This window comes from Streptomyces sp. NPDC001108 (genome assembly GCF_053598535.1).
The window spans coordinates 407,235-424,549 of sequence record NZ_JBSFKL010000001.1; the positions used below are offsets into that span (position 1 = coordinate 407,235).

Genomic DNA, 17,315 nt, shown 5'->3' on the forward strand with positions numbered 1-17,315 from the left:
CCTCCGCAAGACCCGAAGGAAAGCCTGTGTACGCCGACGTCATCGTGTACGCCCAGCACATCGAACACCTCGCCGGGGAGGCCGTGGACGCCTCCGCCGACGCCGTCGCCATCACCGACGGCCGGATCGTCGCGGTCGGCACCGCGACGGAGATCGACGGGCTCCGGGGCCCCGGGACGGTCGTCCACGACTTCCCCGGCGCCACCGTCCTGCCGGGCCTCACCGACATCCACGCCCACCCCGTGTGGGGATCGATCTCCATCGGCAGCGGCGTGGACCTCTCCGGCGCCGCCACCCTGGAGGCGGTGTTCGACCGCCTGGCCGGGGCGGTGGGCACCGCACCGGAGGACGAGTGGATCAGCGGGTACGACCTCGATCTGAACGTCTTCGACGGCGACCCGGAGGGCTCCGTGTTCGAGGAGCGCTTCCCCGGCCGGCCGATCTCGCTGATGACCAGCGACGCGCACGCGCTGGTGGTGAGCCCCCGGGCGGTGGAGCTGGCCGGGCTGACCGGCGGGGAGACCTTCACCGACGCCTCCTGTGTCGAGGTCGGCCCGGACGGCCGCCCCAACGGCTACGTGGTCGAGCTCCAGGCGATGGACCTGGTCTTCGCGCACTACCCCGAGGTGCCGGTGGAGACGGCCGCCGGCTACGTCCGCGAGCAGCTCGAACGGCTCGCGCGCGGCGGGCTGACCGGGCTGCACGCGCTCGACTTCTCCGACCCCTCCGAGGAGGTGTACCGGTACCTGGAGGACCACGGCGAGCTGCCGCTGCGCATCCGCTGCTCGCCGCTGGTCCCGGCCGACTCGCCGCCCGAGGTCTGGCAGGAGGTCGCCGGCCTCCAGGGCCTGCGCGGACGGCGCTGGCACGTCGAGGGCGCCAAGTTCATGCTCGACGGCACCGCCGACAACGGAACGGCCTGGTTCGAGGAGCCCGACATCCACGGCGAGAACCGCGAGCCGCTGTGGCGGGACACCGAGGCGTACCGGGCGGCGATGCGCTTCTTCACCGAGCGCGGCATCCCGACCGCCACCCATGCGATCGGTGACCGGGCCGTCCGCTTCGCCCTCGACGTCATCGAGAAGGTCGGCCCGGCGGGTCGCGCCCCGCACCGCATCGAGCACCTGGAGTCCGTTCCGGACGACCTGCTGGACCGGTTCGCCGCACTTGACGTCGTCGCGAGCCTCCAGCCCGTGCACGGCACCCGGCACACCCGCGCGGACGGCAGCGACAACTGGTCGCGGCGGATCGGCCCCGAGCGCGCCGCCCACGGCTGGCGCACCCGCGACCTGCTGGACCACGGCGCCGTCGTCGCGCTCGGCTCCGACTGGCCCATCGGCCCCGGCGATCCGCGCGTCGGCCTGGCCGACTGCCAGCTGCGCCGCCCGGTCGAGGAGTCCGGGGCCGCGCCCGTCCAGCCCGGCCAGGCCGTCACCGCACGCGAGGCGTACACGGCGATGACCGCCGCCGCCGCGTACGCCGCCGGGGCCGGGGACGAGCTGGGGCGGATCGCGCCCGGCTGCCTCGCCGACCTCACCGTCTTCGCGGCCGACCCGCTCCGTCTGGCCCCCGAGGCACAGCCCGGCAACCCCGTCCTCGCGACGGTCGTCGGCGGTGCCGTACAGCTCCACCCGCACCCCGTGAAAGGACAGTCGTGACCACGACGCCGATCCCCCGCCCCGCACACCGCCGCCATGTCGAGGCCGCCGGCGCCGACCCGCGCGCCCGGGGCGTCGTCAGGGGCGAGCAGCTGCGCGACGCCCTGCCCGCCGCGATCGAGACGTACGACCGGCTCTTCGCGCTCGGTGGGATCTCCGCCGCCACGGTGCGCGGGGACGCCGAGCGAGCCCTCGACGACATCGGCCGGTTCCGTCCCGGGGCCCGTGCCGAGATCGAGGGCATCGCCCACGGCTCCGGCACCGACCTCTGGCGCGTCGCCGCCCTCAACGCGCGCACCGAGATCCTGGCGCGCAGCGCGACCGTTCCGCCCGGCGAGTGCACCACGCTCGTCCGCCGGACCACCGGGGCCGACGGCCCGGCGCGCACCTTCGGCGTCCAGACCTGGGACTGGCACGTGGAGCTGAGCGGTGCCTGGCACACCCAGGAGATACGCGGCGGGCGCCACGGCTTCGTGGGCCTCACCGAGGACGGCATCCTCGGCAAGATCGGGGTCAACGGCGCCGGGCTGGCCCTGCACTTCAACATCCTCGGGCATGTCCGCGACGGTGTGGGCGGCGTCCCCGTGCACGTCCTCGCGGCGATCGTGCTGGAGGAGGCGGGCAGCGTCGCCGAGGCGGTCGAGCTGGTGCGCTCCGCCCCGCTGGCGTCCTCGGGGTCGTTCGCCCTGTTCGACGGGGCGGACGCGGTGCTGCTCGATCTCAGCCCGGCCGGAGTGTTCCCGGTGGAGGCCCGGGGCGGCACGCTCGTGCGGACCAACCACTTCCTGACCCCGGCCCCCGCCATGGACGAGAAGACCTGGCTCTACCAGCCGGACTCGGGCGAACGGTACGACTTCGTCCGCGCCCGCCTCGACCGGGCACCGGCCGCGACGCCCGAGGAGCTCGCCGCCGTGCTGGTGACGGGGGAGGGCGAGCCGGCGGTGACCTGCCTGCCGGACCTGGACAAGCCGCTCGGGCAGCGCTGGGCCAGCCTGGCGACGGTCGCCCTCGACCCGGCGACGCGTACCGCCCGGGTCCTCGACGGCACGCCGGCCGACATCGGTTCGCGCGACTGGCGCGTGCTCACCGCCGGCTGACCGCGCCGCGCCCGCCCGACCGGGCCCCCACGGGTCCGCCGGGCGGGCGCGCGGGTCCGCTCAGCCGGCGGACGCGTACGAGGTCTTGCTGACCCACTGGGAGAGCGTGATCTGCCGTGTCGCGGCGCGCTCCGCGCCACGCCGCCCCGAGGGGGCGTCTCCCCGGCCCGGTCCCTGGCCGTGGGCGAGGGCCTCGCGCAGCAGGGCCAGATGGGCCGGGACCTGCGTGGGGCGGCCGTAGGCCCTCCGGCAGGCGGGGCAGGCCGCCAGGTGGGCGGCCACGGCGCGGGCCTCGTCGGGGGTGAGGGTCTCGGGTGCGTTGGCGGCCAGCTGTTCACGGATCGTGCGGCACTTCTCGGCAACGGGCTTCTTGCCGGACGTCTCGGTCAGGCAGCGGGCTCCGGTCATGGCGAAACCTCCGTTCATGGCCCCACCATCCCCCGGCGAGGGGTCCGGGCACATCGTCCGCACACAGTGATTCGCGCCTACCACGGCCGTGGTATCCGGTCCGCCGGTGTACTGCCGGGCCCGCGGCCCGGCGCCCGCCGGGGTCTCAGGCCGCGGGGCTGACCAGCCCGCACTGGTAGGCGACGACCACGAGCTGGGCGCGGTCCCGGGCCGCCAGCTTGGTCATCGCCCGGTTGACGTGCGTCTTCGCGGTCAGCGGGCTGACGAACAGGCGGTCGGCGATCTCCTCGTTGGACAGGCCGAGCGCGGCCAGCGCCGTGACATCGCGTTCCCTCGGCGTCAGGGAGGCCAGTCGCTCGTGCACCCCGGCCGGGCAGGGGTCCGGCTGGGCCAGGAACCGAGTGATCAGGGCCCGGGTCGCGGTCGGCGACAGCAGGGCCTCGCCGCTCGCGACCGTACGGACGGCGTCCAGCAGCTCCTCCGGCCGGGCGCCCTTGCCGAGGAAGCCGCTGGCGCCCGCGCGCAGTGCCTCGGCGACGTGCTCGTCGTCCTCGAAGGTGGTCAGGACGAGCACCTTGACCCCGGCCGTGCCGTCCGCCTCGGTGATCAGCCGGGTGGCCTCCAGACCGTCCATCTCGGGCATGCGGATGTCCATGAGGACGACGTCCGGGCGCTCGGCGGCGGCCAGGTCGACCGCCTCGCGGCCGTCGGACGCCTCGCCCACGGTCTCCATGTCCTCCGTGGCGTCGAACAGCATCCTGAAGGTGCCCCGCAACAGGGCCTGGTCATCGGCAAGCAGTACGCGGATCGTCATGCCCGTCCCTCTGGTCCCGTGCCGGTCCGGGGCGGGAGCGGCCGGGGCGCAGCGGCAGTTCGGCCGTCACCGTGAATCCGCCCTCGGGGCGTGGTCCCGCGCGCAGTCGGCCGCCGATGGCGGCGGCCCGTTCGCGCATGCCGATCAGTCCGTGACCGGCGCCCGGATGCGGACGGCGCGGCCCGTCGGACCCGTCGTCCTCGACGGTGATCGTAAGCCGTTCGCGGTGGTAGTGCAGGCAGAGCCGGGCGCGGTCGGCGCCGGCGTGCTTGCGCACATTGGTCAGGGACTCCTGGACGATGCGGAACGCGGCGAGGTCGACGGCCGGGTCCAGGGGGCCGGCGTCGCCGTGCCGGGTGTGGCTGACGGACAGCCCGGCGCGTTCGAACGAGGCGAGCAGGGCGGGCACCTGGGCCAGGCCCGGCATGGGGGCGCGGGGGGCGACCGGGTCGTCGGACTGCCGCAGCAGCCCCACGGTCACCCGTAGTTCGTCCAGGGCGGAGCGGCTGGTGTCGCGGATGTGCTCCAGTGCGGTGAGGATCTGTTCCGGCCGTTGGTCCACCAGGTGCACGGCGACGCCCGCCTGGGCGTTGATCAGGGCGATGTGGTGCGCGACGATGTCGTGCAGTTCGCGGGCGATGCGGACCCGTTCGGCGGCCACCCGCTGCCGTGCCTCCTGCTCACGGGTGCGTTCCGCGTGTTCCGCCCGTTCCTCGACGGCCAGTACGTAGGCACGGCGCGAACGCACCCCCTCCCCCACGGCGGCCGGCAGCGCGGTCCAGGCCACCGTCGCGAGGGTGTCGGGTTCCAGCCATGATCCCGCGGTGCCCACCGTGGCGCCCACCAGGACGGCGGCCGAGACGGCGGCCGCCGTCCACGCGGTACGCCGGTCGGTGCGCACCGCCACGGTGTAGACGGAGACCAGGACCGGACCGGCCACCAGCGGGCTGTCGCGGACCCCGAGCAACTGGAAGAGCACGCCGCAGCCGGTGGTGACGGCCAGTACGCCGAGCGGGTGACGGCGCCGCCAGACGAGCGCGGCGCAGCCGATCGCCGCCACGACCACCGTGGACCAGCGCATCTCGAAGGTGCGCTGGTGCGGGTTGACCGAAGCCGCCACGACGGACAGCACGAACAGCGCCGCCGCGCGCATCGCGTCCGCCGCGAGGCCCCGGGCCGGTCCGCCCGGCCGCCACACCTGGGTCATGGCCATCCCCCCACCGTAGGGGCGGGGGACGAATCGGGCATCGGCTGCGCCGGGGGGCCCGCGCGGGACGTGCGGGTCCGGCCTCCGCGCCGCGCGTCGGGGGCACCTGGAGACGGAAAGCCCTTTCGGGTTGCTGTGACCTTCGACACACCGCATGTTTCATGCCGGGGACACGCGTGTCCGACACGTGTCATGACCATGACTTGCAGGTGACGGCCGGTGCACACCCGCGCGAGGAAGTCCGCATTGCCGCACCTCGGGGTCTTTGCGGTTCACACCCGCTTAACGCGCGTAGACACCTTGGCCGGGAGAGGACATCACGACCTGTTGACCCCGCTGATCCCTCACCAGTTAACTACCGCAGATCACGCCAACAGACCCTTGAATCGGGGGACTTCATGCCGATGCCGTTACCCGGCGCGCCCGCCCTGCCCTCGGCGCCGGACCTGGTCATCGCGGTCAATCCGCTCCACCGTCCCTCCCCCCGGCTGACCGCCGCGGCGGCCCGGGCGGGCGCTCTCGGTGTACTGGAGCTGCCCACGGGGGACGCGCGCGGGGCCGAGGAGTTACTGGCCCGTACGGACCGGTGGACCCGGGCCCCGTTCGGCGTGAGGATCCGCCCCGGCTGCGTACTGCCGGACGACGACGGCCCCGGGGCGCTCCCCGGGCGCGCCGCGACCGTCCTGCTGGCCGATTCCGCCCGCCGCCCCGCCGACTTCCCCGGCCGCCGGGTCCTGGTGGAGGTCACCTCCCTCACCGAGGCCCGCGCGGCGGCCCGGGACGGGGCGCACGGCCTGGTGGCGCGCGGTCACGAGAGCGGCGGCCGGGTCGGCGAACTGAGCACGTTCATCCTCCTCCAGCAGATCCTGGCCGACGAGGCGCTGACCCTGCCCGTGTGGGCCGCGGGCGGCATCGGCCCGTACAGCGCGGCGGCGGCCGTCGCGGGCGGCGCCGCCGGAGTGGTCCTCGACACCCAGCTGGCCCTGTTCGACGAGGCCCAGCTGCCCGCCGGAACCGCCGAGGCCCTGCGCGGGCTCGACGGCTCCGAGACCGTCGTCCACCACGGCCACCGGGTGCTGCGCCGCCGGGGCCCGGCCGCACCCGCGCTCCCCGGGGACGCCGAGGAGTTCACCGCCCGGATCGGCGGGGACGACCCGGGCACCCAGTTCCTGCCAGCCGGGCAGGACGTCTACCTGGCCGGTTCGTTCGCCCGGCGGTACCCGGACGCCTCCCGGGCGCTGCGCGCGGTACGGGGCGCCGTGGCCGGGGCGCTGACCGACGGCACGGCCGGCGAGGCGCTGGCGGCGGGCTCCCCCGGGGCCCGGACGCTCGGCACCGCCCTGCCCGTGGCCCAGGGACCGATGACCCGGGTCAGCGACCGGCCCGCGTTCGCCGCCGCCGTCGCCGCCGAGGGCGGGCTGCCGTTCCTGGCTCTGGCGCTGGCGGGGCCCGAACGCACCCGCGCGATGCTGGAGGAGACCCGGGCGCTGCTCGGGGAGAGCGCCTGGGGCGTCGGCATCCTGGGCTTCGCGGACGACGCCGTGAAGGAAGCCCAGCTCGAGGTGGTCCGCGAGCTGCGGCCCTCCCACGCGATCATCGCGGGCGGCAGGCCCGCGCAGGCCGCCGCCCTGGAGGCCGAGGGCATCACCACCTTCCTGCACGTGCCGTCACCCGGTCTGCTGCGGCAGTTCCTGGCCGCCGGGGCGCGCCGGTTCGTCTTCGAGGGTTCGGAGTGCGGCGGCCACGTGGGACCGCGCGGCAGCTTCCCGCTCTGGCAGGCGCAGACCGAGGTGCTGCTCGACTTCCTGGCCGAGTCGGGCGGCCGGGGCGCCGACGAGCTGACCGTGCTCCTCGCGGGCGGCGTCCACGACGAGCGGTCGGCCGCGATGGCGGCGGCGCTGGCCGCCCCGCTGACCCGGGCCGGGGTGGGCTTCGGCGTCCTGATGGGCACGGCGTACCTGTTCACCGAGGAGGCCGTGGCCGCCGGGGCGATCCAGCCGCTGTACCAGCGCCAGGTGATCGCGGCGGACCGCACCGATCTGCTGGAGACCGCCCCCGGGCACGCCACCCGGTGCGCGCACTCCGCGATCACCCGCGACTTCGCGGCCCTCCGGGACGAGCTGCGCGAGCGCGGGGTGCCCGACCGGGAGGCGTGGGAGCGACTGGAGCGGTTCAACGTGGGCCGGCTCCGGCTGGCGTCCAAGGGCATCGAGCGGGTCGGCGACGAGCTGCTGGCGGTGGGCGAGGAACGCCAGGCGCACGAGGGCATGTTCATGGCCGGCGAGGTGGTGGTGCTGCGGCACGGCCCGACCGGGGTGGCGGCGCTGCACTCCTCGGTGACCGAGGGCGCCGCCCGGCTGCTGCGGGAGCGCGCCACCGCTCCGGAGACGCCCGCCGAGGAGTCCGCGCCGCTGCGGATCGCGGTGGTCGGGATGGCCGGAATGTTCCCGGGCGCGGCCGACCTCTCCGAGTTCTGGGCCAACGTGCTGTCCGGGAAGGACTGCGTGACGGAGGTTCCGGCGGACCGCTGGGACCCCGGGCTGTACTACGCGCCGGACGGCGACGGTGAGCGCACCCCGTCCCGCTGGGGCGGCTTCCTGCCCGAGATCCCCTTCGACCCGCTGGTGTACGGCATCCCGCCGGCCTCGCTCGCCAGCATCGAGCCGGTGCAGCTCCTGGCACTGGAGGCGGCCCGCCGCACACTGGCGGACGCCGGGTACGACGCGCCGGGCACCGACCACCGGCGCACCTCGGTGATCTTCGGGGCGGAGGCGGGCAGCGACCTGTCCAACGCGACGGCGCTGCGCACGGTGCTGCCCTCGTACATCGGGAGCATCCCGGCCGGTCTCGACGAGCAGCTGCCCCGGCTGACCGAGGACTCCTTCCCGGGGATGCTGGCCAACGTCATCGCGGGCCGGATCGCCAACCGGCTCGACCTGGGCGGCGCCAACTACACGGTGGACGCGGCCTGCGCCTCCTCGCTGACCGCGGTGGACGCGGCCTGCAAGGAGCTGGTCACCGGCACCAGCGACCTGGTGCTGTGCGGCGGCGCCGATCTGCACAACGGCATCAACGACTACCTGCTGTTCTCCTCGGTGCACGCGCTCTCCCCCTCCGGCCGCTCGGCCACCTTCGACAGCGGCGCGGACGGGATCGCGCTCGGCGAGGGCGTGGCGTGCGTGGCGCTGAAGCGGCTCGCCGACGCGGAGCGCGACGGGGACCGGATCTACGCCGTCATCGACGGGGTGGGCGGCGCGAGCGACGGTCGGGCTTTGGGGCTGACCGCGCCCCGGCCCGAGGGCCAGCGCGCCGCGCTGGAGCGGGCGTACGCGGGCGCGGGCGTCTCCCCCGCCGAGGTCGGCCTCGTCGAGGCGCACGGCACCGGGACCGTCGTCGGCGACCGTACCGAACTCGCCACCCTCACCGAGGTGTTCACCGAATCGGGTGCCGAGCCCGGGAGTTGTGCGATCGGGTCGGTAAAATCCCAGATCGGGCACACCAAGTGCGCGGCGGGCATGGCCGGTCTGATCAAGACGGCGCTCGCCCTGCACCACGGGATCAGGCCGCCGACGCTGCACGTCCGCGAACCGAACGCGGCCTGGTCCGAGGAGACCAGCCCGTTCGTCTTCCACACCGAGGCGAGTCCGTGGCCGGTGGAGCCGGACCGGCGGGTCGCCGGAGTCAGCGCCTTCGGCTTCGGCGGCACCAACTTCCATGTGGTGATGCGCGCCCACGAGCAGGCTCCGGCACCGCACGCCCTGGAGCACTGGCCCGCCGAGCTGTTCGTCTTCCGCGGCGCGGACGCGGAGGCGGCCGGCCGCTCCGTACGGCGGCTGCTCGATCTGCTGGGCCGGGGCGGGCCCTGGCGGCTGCGGGACTACGCCCGGCACGCCGCGCACCGCGCCGACCGGGCCGCGCTGAACGGGGAGCCCGTCCACTACGCGGTGGTGGCCGAGTCGCTCGGGGCGCTGCCCGGCCTGCTGGAGCGGGCGGCCGCCGGTGAACACGCCCCCGGTGAGGGCGTGTTCGGCGCCGGACAGGAGCGGGAGGGCCTGTACGGGGAGACCGGGGAGGTTCCCGCCGAGGCGCTGGCCTTCCTCTTCCCGGGGCAGGGCAGCCAGAAGCCGGGCATGCTGGCCGACCTCTTCGTCGCCTTCCCCGAACTCCACCGCCATCTGCATCTCGGCGCACGGTGGGCCGGGGTGCTGCACCCGCCCGCCGCCTTCGACGCGGAGACGAGGGCCGGGCAGCTGGCCCGGCTCACCGACACGGCGGTCGCGCAGCCCGCGCTGGGCATCGTGGAACTGGCCGCGGCCGAGCTGCTCGGCGGGCTGGGAGTGCGGCCCGCGATGGCGGCAGGGCACAGCTACGGCGAGCTGGCCGCACTGGGCGCCGCCGGGGTGTTCGCACCGGAGGACCTGCCGGCGGTCAGCGCCGCCCGCGCCTCGGCGATCCTCGGCGCGGTCGACGGCGGTGACCCGGGGGCGATGGCCGCCGTGAAGGCGTCCGCCGAGCGGGTCGAGGAGGTGCTGCGGCTGACCGGCCACGACGGCGACGTCGTCACCGCCAACCACAACGCGCCGGAACAGACCGTCGTCTCGGGGCCGACCGCGTCGGTGGAGGCGGCCTGCACCGCGTTGCGGGACGCCGGTCTTCCGGTCGTGCGGCTCCAAGTGGCCTGCGCCTTCCACAGTCCGCTGCTGTCCGGCGCGGGCGAGACCTTCGCCGGACGGCTGGCCGGGGTCGAGGTGCGTCCGCCCGCCTTCGACGTGTGGGCGAACCGGACCGCCGACCGCTACCCGGACACGCCCGGGGAGATCCGCGCGTCGCTGGCGGCCCAGATCGAATCGCCGGTCCGGTTCACCGCACAGATCGAGGCCATGTACGCGGCGGGCGCCCGGGTCTTCGCCGAGATCGGCCCCGGCCGCACCATGTCGCGGCTGGTGGGCGCGATCCTCAAGGGCCGCCCGCACCGCACCGTCCCGCTGGCCGCCGACCACCGGGGCGGGCTGCGCGGACTGCTCGACGCCTTGGCCCGGCTCGCCGTCCTCGGCGTCGACGTCCGCCTCGCCCGGCTCGTCCAGGGCCGCGCCACCGTCGACCCGGAGACCGCCACCGCGCCGCGCGCGCCGGGGTGGACGGTCGACGGCCATCTGCTGCGCCGCGCCGACGGCACCATCCCGTCGGGCGCCCTCCATCCCCCCACCCAGATATCGGAGTCGGTCGTGCCGGAGCATCTCCACCCCAGCGGTTCCCCGTCCGGGCCCGACGCCCTGATCGCGGAGTTCCTCCGCAGCAGCCGGGAGATGGTCGCCGCCCAGCGCGACGTACTGCTGCGCTACCTGGGCGGCCCGGAGGGCGGACATCCGGCGCCTCTGTCGGTGCCGGGCACGCCGGTGCACGCCCCGGCGGCGTACGAGCCGCCCGCGCTGCCGGCCGTCCCCGTCCCCGTCACCGTTCCCGGCGTGTCCGAGGGTCCCGGGGCGCCCGCCACCGACCGGGCGGGGGTGCTCGCCGCCGTCCTCGGCGTCGTCGCCGACCGCACCGGCTACCCGGTCGACATGATCGAGCCCGGACTCGACCTGGAGGCCGACCTCAGCGTCGACTCCATCAAGCGCGCCGAGATCGCCGGCGAACTGGCCGGCCGGCTCGGCCTGCCCACCGACACCCCGGAGGGGCTGGACCGGCTCAGTGCGGCCCGCACCGCCGCCGCCCTCACCGACCTCCTCGTCGAGGCGCTCGGCGGCTCCCCGGAGCCCGGGGCCGCCGCACCGGAGGCGCCGGAGGCGGAGCCCGGGGCCGTCGAACCGGAGATCGTCGCCCCCGTCCGGCTGGAGTTCACCGAGGAGGAGCTGCCCGGGGTGGCCGCCGCGCTCCCGGCCGGGACCCGGGTGCTGCTGCTCGGCGGTGGTACGGCCGCCGGGGCGCTGGCGGACCGGTTGCGGGCCGCGGGCGCCGACCCGGTCACCGCCGACGACGTACCGGACGAGCTCCCCGGCACCGTGTTCTACCTGGGCGCCCTGGACGCCGACGCACCGCCGCTGCCCGAGGCGCTGCCGCTGTTCCAGAAGCTGCTGGCGGCGGCCCCGGCCCGGCTGGTCGCGGTGGAGCGGCGGGAGACCGGCGCGGTGACCGGGCTGCGCGGCTTCTTCCGGACGGTCGCCCGCGAGTACCCGGAGTGCGCCGCGACCCTGCTGGAGGTGGCGGCGGACGCCGGTGCCGGGGACGTCGCCGGGGCCCTGCTCACCGAGGCGGCGGCCACCGACCGGGAGCCGGTCGTGCTCACCGACGGCACCGTCCGGCGGGCGCTGCGGCTGACCCCGACCGGGCTGGGCGCGCTCGCCGAGACCGGCGCGGGCCCGGCCGGGGACGGGGTGGCGGAGGCGGAGGCCGTCGGTCTCGACCGGGACGCCGTGGTGCTGCTGGTCGGCGGCGCGCGCGGCATCACCGCCCGGTTCGCCCGGACGCTGGCCACCGCGAGCCGCTGCCGGCTGGTCCTGATGGGCCGCACCCCGGTCCCGGCGGAGACCGAGGACCCCGCGACGGCAGGGGCGCAGGGACGTGACGCGCTGCGCCGGGCGCTGCTGGCGACGGGGTTGACCCGGCCCGCCGAGATCGAGCGCAGGCTCAACGCCCTGCTGGCGGCCCGCGAGGTGCGCGCCACCCTGCGGGAGCTGGCGGAGCTGGGCAGCGAGGCCCGCTACCACTGCGTGGACGTGCTGGACGGCGAGGCCGTGCACACGGCGGTGAAGGAGGTGCACCGGGAGTACGGCCGTCTGGACGGGGTGGTGTACGCGGCCGGGGTCATCGAGGACCGGCTCATCGCGGAGAAGACCGCCGACTCCTTCGCCCGGGTCCTCGCCACCAAGGTCCAGGGGGCACGGGCGGTGCTGGACGCGGTGGACGCGATGCCCTCCGGGCCGCGTTTCGCGGTGCTCTTCGGCAGCATCGCGGCGGCGCTGGGCAACCGCGGCCAGAGCGACTACGCCACCGCCAACGACGCCCTGGAGGAGCTGGGCCGCCGCTGGACCCGGCCCGGACGGCGCGGGCTCACCGTGCACTGGGGGCCCTGGGCGGCGGCGGAGACCGGCGGCGGCATGGTGACCCCCGAGCTGATGCGCTCGTACGCGGCCCGGGGGATCAAGCTGATCGACCCGGAGGAGGGCCCGCTGAGCCTGCTGCGGGAACTGGCCTGGGGACCGGCCGGGACGTACGCCGCGGTCTACACCGCGTCGGGCTGGTGACCGGCGTGACCGCACAGACTCCGGTCGCCGTCGTCGGCATGGGCGTCTTCCTGCCGGGCGCCGGGGACCTGGACACGTACTGGCACAACATCGTCGGCGGGGTGGATGCCATCACCGAGGTGCCGGACGACGGCTGGGACGCCGGGTTCTACGCGCCGGGCGCCACCGGCGGCGACCGGCGCAGCGACCGGATCTACTGCCGACGCGGCGGGTTCGTGGACCGGACGGCCGAGTTCGACGTGGCCCGGTTCGGGATCATGCCGTCGTCGGTGGCGGGGACCGAGCCGGACCAGCTGATCGCGCTGGAGGTGGCGTACCGCTCGCTCCAGGACGCGGGGGGCGACGGTGTGCTGCCGTCCGCGCGGGAGCGGGCCGGGATCGTGCTGGGCCGGGGCGGCTATCTGACGCCCGGCCTGGTCCGGCTGGACCAGCGGGTGCGTACCGCGCACCAGTTGGTGCGGACACTGGGCGAGCTGGCTCCACAGCTCGGCGAGGAGGAGCTGGAGCGGGTCCGGGCGGCGTTCACCGAGCGGCTCGGGCCCGAGCAGCCGGAGTCCGCCATCGGACTGGTGCCCAATCTGGTGGCCTCCCGGGTCGCCAACCGGCTCGACCTGCGCGGACCCGCGTACACGGTCGACGCGGCGTGCGCGTCCTCGCTGATCGCGGTCGACCACGCGGTGCGCGAACTGGCCTCGGGGCGCTGCGACCTGATGCTGGCGGGCGGGGTGCACCACTGTCACGACATCACCCTGTGGAGCGTCTTCAACCAGCTCGGGGCGCTCTCCCCCTCCGAGCGCATCCGCCCCTTCCACCGGGGCGCGGACGGGGTGCTGATCGGCGAGGGCACCGGGGTGGTCGTCCTGAAGCGGCTCGCCGACGCCGAACGGGACGGGGACCGGATCTACGCCGTGGTCACCGGCACCGGAGTGGCCGCGGACGGCCGTTCGGCGAGCCTGCTCGCCCCGGATCCGGGCGGGCAGGTCCGTGCGGTGCGCCAGGCGTGGCAGGCCGCCGGGCTCGACCCCAGGGCCGCCGGGTCGATCGGTCTGCTGGAGGCGCACGGCACCGCCACCCCGGCGGGCGACGGGGCCGAACTCGCCACGCTTGCCGAGGTGTTCGGCCCGGCCGGGGAGGACAACCGGGCGGCGATCGGCTCGGTGAAGTCGATGATCGGGCACACCATGCCGGCCGCCGGGATCGCCGGACTGATCAAGGCGGCGCTGGCGGTGCACCACGGGGTGCTGCCGCCGACGCTGCACTGCGAGGACCCGCATCCGGCGCTCGCGGACACCCGGTTCGCCCCGCTGGCCCGGGCGCGGCCCTGGCCGGATCCGGTGGGCGGTGCGCCGCGCCGGGCGGGGGTGAACGCCTTCGGGTTCGGCGGGATCAACGCCCATGTGGTGCTGGAGCAGCCGCCCACGGCCGCGCCCCGGGCGGTGCCCCGGGTGACGGTGAGCGAGCCGGAGCGGGTGCTGCGGCTGGCCGCCGGCTCAATCGACGCACTGGCCGCGCTGCTGGCCGGTGACGACGCCTCGGTCCTGGCCGCGGGCCGGGACGAGCGGGCGCCGGGTGGCGGTCCGGTGCGCCTCGGCATCGTCGACCCGACCGAACGCCGGCTGAAGCTGGCCCGCAGGGCCGTAACCAAGGGGATGCCGTGGCGGGGCCGCAGCGACGTGTGGTTCACACCTCGCCCGGTCCTGGGGCCGGGCGGCGGGCGGACCGCGTTCGTCTTCCCCGGCCTGGAGGCCGAATTCACGCCGCGTGTCGAGGAGTTGGCCACCCGCTTCGCCCTGCCGTGGTCCCTGGGCTCCGACGCCCGGGTCGGCGACGTGGGCCGGCACGGCGCTGCCGTCTTCCAGCTCGGCCGGCTGCTGGACACCGCGCTGCGCCGGGTGGGCGTGGTGCCGGACGCCGTCGCCGGGCACAGCGTGGGCGAGTGGACGGCGATGGCCTGCGGCGGCATCCACGCGGCCGACGAGGTCGACGCGTTCCTCTCCGCCTTCGACCCGGACGCACTGCGGGTGCCCGGGGTCGCCTTCGGGGTGCTGGGCCTGCCCGCCGAGCGGGTGCTGGCGGAGCTCGGGGACCGTGAGGACGTCGTGCTCTCGCACGACAACGCGCCGCGCCAGTCGATGATCTGTGGCCCCGAGGAGGAGGTGGCCGCGCTGGTGCACCACTTCCGCGCCCAGGGGGTGGTCTGCCAGGTGCTGCCGTTCCGTTCCGGGTTCCACACCCCGCTGCTCGCGCCGTACCTGGGGCCGATCCGGGAGGCCGCCGAGCGCTACTCGCTGCACCCGCAGACCACCCCGGTCTGGTCCGCGACCACCGCCGCGCCCTTCCCGGCCGGGGCGGACGCGGTGCGTGAGCTGTTCGTCCGCCATCTGCTGGAGCCCGTCCGCTTCCGGGAGACGGTCCTCGCGCTCCACGCGGCCGGGTTCCGGGCCTTCGTGCAGCTCGGGGCGGGCCAGCTCGGTTCGTTGATCGACGACACGCTCGCCGGGCAGGACCGGCTGGTGGTCTCCGCGCACTCGTCGGCCCACGACAGCCTGGCGCAACTGCGCCGGGTGGTGACCGCGCTGTGGGTGGAGGGCGCCGCCCCCGACGTGACCCCGCTGCTCACCCCGGGCACGGCCGAACCGGCCGGATCCGCGGCCCGGGAGGCGGAACGCACCGCCCGCCCGGGGGTGCGGCTGGACCTCGGCGGGGCGCTGGTGTCCCTGCCCGCGCGGGAGCACGGGCTGCTGGCCCGGACGGCCGCGCCGGCGGCCCCGGCGCCGGCCCCCGGTGCGGCGCGCGATCCGCTGAGCGCCGAGTTGTCCGCTCTGCTCGACGCCACCGCTTCGGCGGCCAGGGAACTCGTCGGCGCCCGCGCCCTCGCCCGCCGCTCCCCCGCCGCCCGGCCGGTCCGTCCGGTGGGTCCGGCCCGTCCGGTGGGTCCGGTCGCGACGGTCCGGCCGCCCGGGGCGGAGCGGGAGCTGCGGGTGGACGTGGCCACGATGCCCTATTTGCTGGACCACTGCTTCTTCCGGCAGCGCCCCGGCTGGCCCGACGAGGGGGACCGCTGGCCCGTGGTGCCCGCCACCACGGTCGTCACCCACCTCATGGAGTTCGCCGAGCGGGCCCGCCCCGGGACGCGCGCCGTCGCCGTGCACGACGTACGGCTGCTGAAGTGGATCGCCGCGATCCCCTCGGTGCGGGTGCCGGTGGAGGTGCGGGACGTGGCCCCGGACCGGGTGGAGGTCGCCCTGACCGGCTACTCCCGGGCCGTCGTCGAACTGGCGCCGCGCTACCCCGACGCCCCGCCGACGTGGCCCGTCGACCCGGCCTCGGAACGGTGCCCCGAGCTGCGCGCGGAGCAGCTGTACACGGAGCGGTGGATGTTCCACGGCCCCCGCTTCCAGGGGGTGAGCGAGCTGACGGCCGAGGCGGACCACTACGTACGGGGCGTGCTGACCACCCCCGAGGCGCCCGGCGCGCTGCTGGACAACGTCGGCCAGCTGCTCGGCTACTGGATCATGTCGAAGCTCGACGAACGCACCACGGTCTTCCCCGTGGCCATGGAGCGCATCCGCTTCTTCGGCCCGCACCCCGCCCCCGGCACCCGGCTCACCTGCGCGATCCGGATCACCGGAGTGACCGCTTCGACGCTCACCGCCGACATGCGGCTCAGCCACGAGGGGCGGCTGTGGGCCGAGTTCACCGGCTGGCAGGACCGGCGCTTCGACAACGACGCGACGATGCGCGCGGTGGACCGCTTCCCCGGCCGCAACACCCTCTCCGAGCAGTATCCCGGCGGCTGGCTCGCGGTGCGGGAGCGCTGGCCCGATCTGGCCACCCGCGAACTGGTGATGCGCAACATGCTGGGCGGCGCGGAGCGCGAGGTGTACGACGGGCTGAAGCCGATGGTCCGCCGCCGCTGGCTGCTCGGCCGGATCGCCGCCAAGGACGCGGTGCGCACCCTGCTGTGGCGGGAGGGCGCGGGCGACGTGTACCCGGCGGAGGTGGCCGTGCACAACGCCGCGTCCGGCCGGCCGCTGGTGCGCGGGGTGCACGGCCGCGAACTGGGCGAGGACCTGGTCGTCTCGCTCGCGCACTGCGGGGAGACCGGGGTGGCCATCGCCCGCCGGGGCCCCTGCGGGATCGACGTCGAGGAGGTCGCCGACCGCTCGCGGGAGACCATGACGGCCTCCTGCGACCCGGCCGAACTGGCCCTGCTCGACGGGCTCGTGGCGGCGGACGACGAGGGTGCGGCGGTCTGGTTCACCCGGTTCTGGACGGCCAAGGAGGCGGTCTCCAAACGGCTCGGGACCGGACTGCGGGGCCGCCCCGCCGACTTCCGGGTGGTGTCCGCCGCCCCCGACCGGCTGAGCGTCCTGGCCGGGGGCGTGGCGTACGAGGTGAACAGCGCCGAGCTGACCGGCGGCGCACGGGAGCCGGACGGGCGGCGGTACGTCGTCGCCTGGACGGCGGACGACGGAACGACAGGAGCCCAGGATGACCACTGAAGCGACCGAGGCGATCGGGGCCGCCGTGACGGCCACCGTCCCGGCGGACGAACTGCGCGCGAGGACCCTCGACGACATCGCGGGCATGCTCCGCGAGCTGCTGGCCGAGGAGGGGCTGGACGACATCGGGATCGACCGGGACACCCGGTTCCACGACGACCTCGAACTGGAGAGCATCGACCTGGTCACCCTGGCCGGTTCGCTCCGCGAGCACTACGGCGAGAGGGTCAACGTGGCCCTGTTCATCGCCGATCTGGAGCTCGACGAGATCATTGCCCTGACGGTCGGTCAGCTCGTCGACTTCGTGACGGACTCGCTGCGGTCCGCCCCCTGAACCGGGGCGCCCGTCCCGCCGGACGGGGCCCCCGCTCCCGGGCCCGTC

General features: G+C 75.7%; 8 protein-coding genes. 5 read left to right on the forward strand and 3 right to left on the reverse strand.

Annotated elements, in window-relative coordinates; genetic code table 11:
* Window positions 1-26 precede the first annotated feature (26 nt).
* Both ACWC97_RS01785 and ACWC97_RS01790 read left to right on the forward strand, forming a co-directional pair.
* On the forward strand, window positions 27-1,658 hold the full coding sequence (locus ACWC97_RS01785) for an amidohydrolase (protein ID WP_450646789.1): 1,632 nt from the start codon (window positions 27-29) through the stop codon (window positions 1,656-1,658).
* Window positions 1,655-2,755, forward strand: coding sequence for a C45 family autoproteolytic acyltransferase/hydolase (locus ACWC97_RS01790; RefSeq protein WP_450646791.1), 1,101 nt, complete (start codon window positions 1,655-1,657; stop codon window positions 2,753-2,755). The genes ACWC97_RS01785 and ACWC97_RS01790 overlap by 4 nt, the downstream gene beginning before the upstream one ends.
* A gap of 60 nt (window positions 2,756-2,815) precedes the next feature.
* On the opposite strand, the gene ACWC97_RS01795 is transcribed toward ACWC97_RS01790, so the two are convergent.
* The 3 genes from ACWC97_RS01795 to ACWC97_RS01805 all read right to left on the reverse strand — a co-directional run bounded on the left by ACWC97_RS01795 (window position 2,816) and on the right by ACWC97_RS01805 (window position 5,190).
* Window positions 2,816-3,181 (reverse strand): zf-HC2 domain-containing protein, encoded by a 366-nt coding sequence (locus ACWC97_RS01795; RefSeq protein WP_352274607.1) that lies wholly within the window; start codon window positions 3,179-3,181, stop codon window positions 2,816-2,818.
* A gap of 127 nt (window positions 3,182-3,308) precedes the next feature.
* Complete coding sequence (locus ACWC97_RS01800) at window positions 3,309-3,977, reverse strand: response regulator transcription factor (RefSeq protein ID WP_352274608.1); 669 nt, start codon at window positions 3,975-3,977, stop codon at window positions 3,309-3,311.
* Window positions 3,949-5,190: a sensor histidine kinase gene (locus tag ACWC97_RS01805; RefSeq protein ID WP_450646794.1), complete on the reverse strand. Its 1,242-nt coding sequence runs from the start codon at window positions 5,188-5,190 to the stop codon at window positions 3,949-3,951. Before ACWC97_RS01805 ends, ACWC97_RS01800 begins: the two co-directional genes overlap by 29 nt.
* Before the next feature lie 398 nt (window positions 5,191-5,588).
* On the opposite strand from ACWC97_RS01805, the gene ACWC97_RS01810 reads away from it, so the two are divergent.
* Genes ACWC97_RS01810 through ACWC97_RS01820 form a run of 3 tightly spaced genes read left to right on the forward strand, consistent with a single transcriptional unit; the run spans window position 5,589 to window position 17,267 of the window.
* Complete coding sequence (locus ACWC97_RS01810) at window positions 5,589-12,428, forward strand: SDR family NAD(P)-dependent oxidoreductase (protein ID WP_450646796.1); 6,840 nt, start codon at window positions 5,589-5,591, stop codon at window positions 12,426-12,428.
* Window positions 12,425-16,933, forward strand: coding sequence for a beta-ketoacyl synthase N-terminal-like domain-containing protein (locus ACWC97_RS01815; protein ID WP_450646798.1), 4,509 nt, complete (start codon window positions 12,425-12,427; stop codon window positions 16,931-16,933). The genes ACWC97_RS01810 and ACWC97_RS01815 overlap by 4 nt, the downstream gene beginning before the upstream one ends.
* Window positions 16,923-17,267: an acyl carrier protein gene (locus ACWC97_RS01820; protein ID WP_385209309.1), complete on the forward strand. Its 345-nt coding sequence runs from the start codon at window positions 16,923-16,925 to the stop codon at window positions 17,265-17,267. The genes ACWC97_RS01815 and ACWC97_RS01820 overlap by 11 nt, the downstream gene beginning before the upstream one ends.
* The last annotated feature ends 48 nt before the right edge of the window (window positions 17,268-17,315 follow it).

What these genes read in the sequence shown, in the direction of transcription:
- ACWC97_RS01795 (WP_352274607.1), bottom strand. Translation starts at nt 3,181, where the DNA reads ATGAACGGAGGTTTCGCCATGACCGGAGCCCGCTGCCTGACCGAGACG.
- ACWC97_RS01800 (WP_352274608.1), bottom strand. Translation starts at nt 3,977, where the DNA reads ATGACGATCCGCGTACTGCTTGCCGATGACCAGGCCCTGTTGCGGGGC.
- ACWC97_RS01805 (WP_450646794.1), bottom strand. Translation starts at nt 5,190, where the DNA reads ATGGCCATGACCCAGGTGTGGCGGCCGGGCGGACCGGCCCGGGGCCTC.
- ACWC97_RS01810 (WP_450646796.1), top strand. Translation starts at nt 5,589, where the DNA reads ATGCCGTTACCCGGCGCGCCCGCCCTGCCCTCGGCGCCGGACCTGGTC.
- ACWC97_RS01820 (WP_385209309.1), top strand. Translation starts at nt 16,923, where the DNA reads ATGACCACTGAAGCGACCGAGGCGATCGGGGCCGCCGTGACGGCCACC.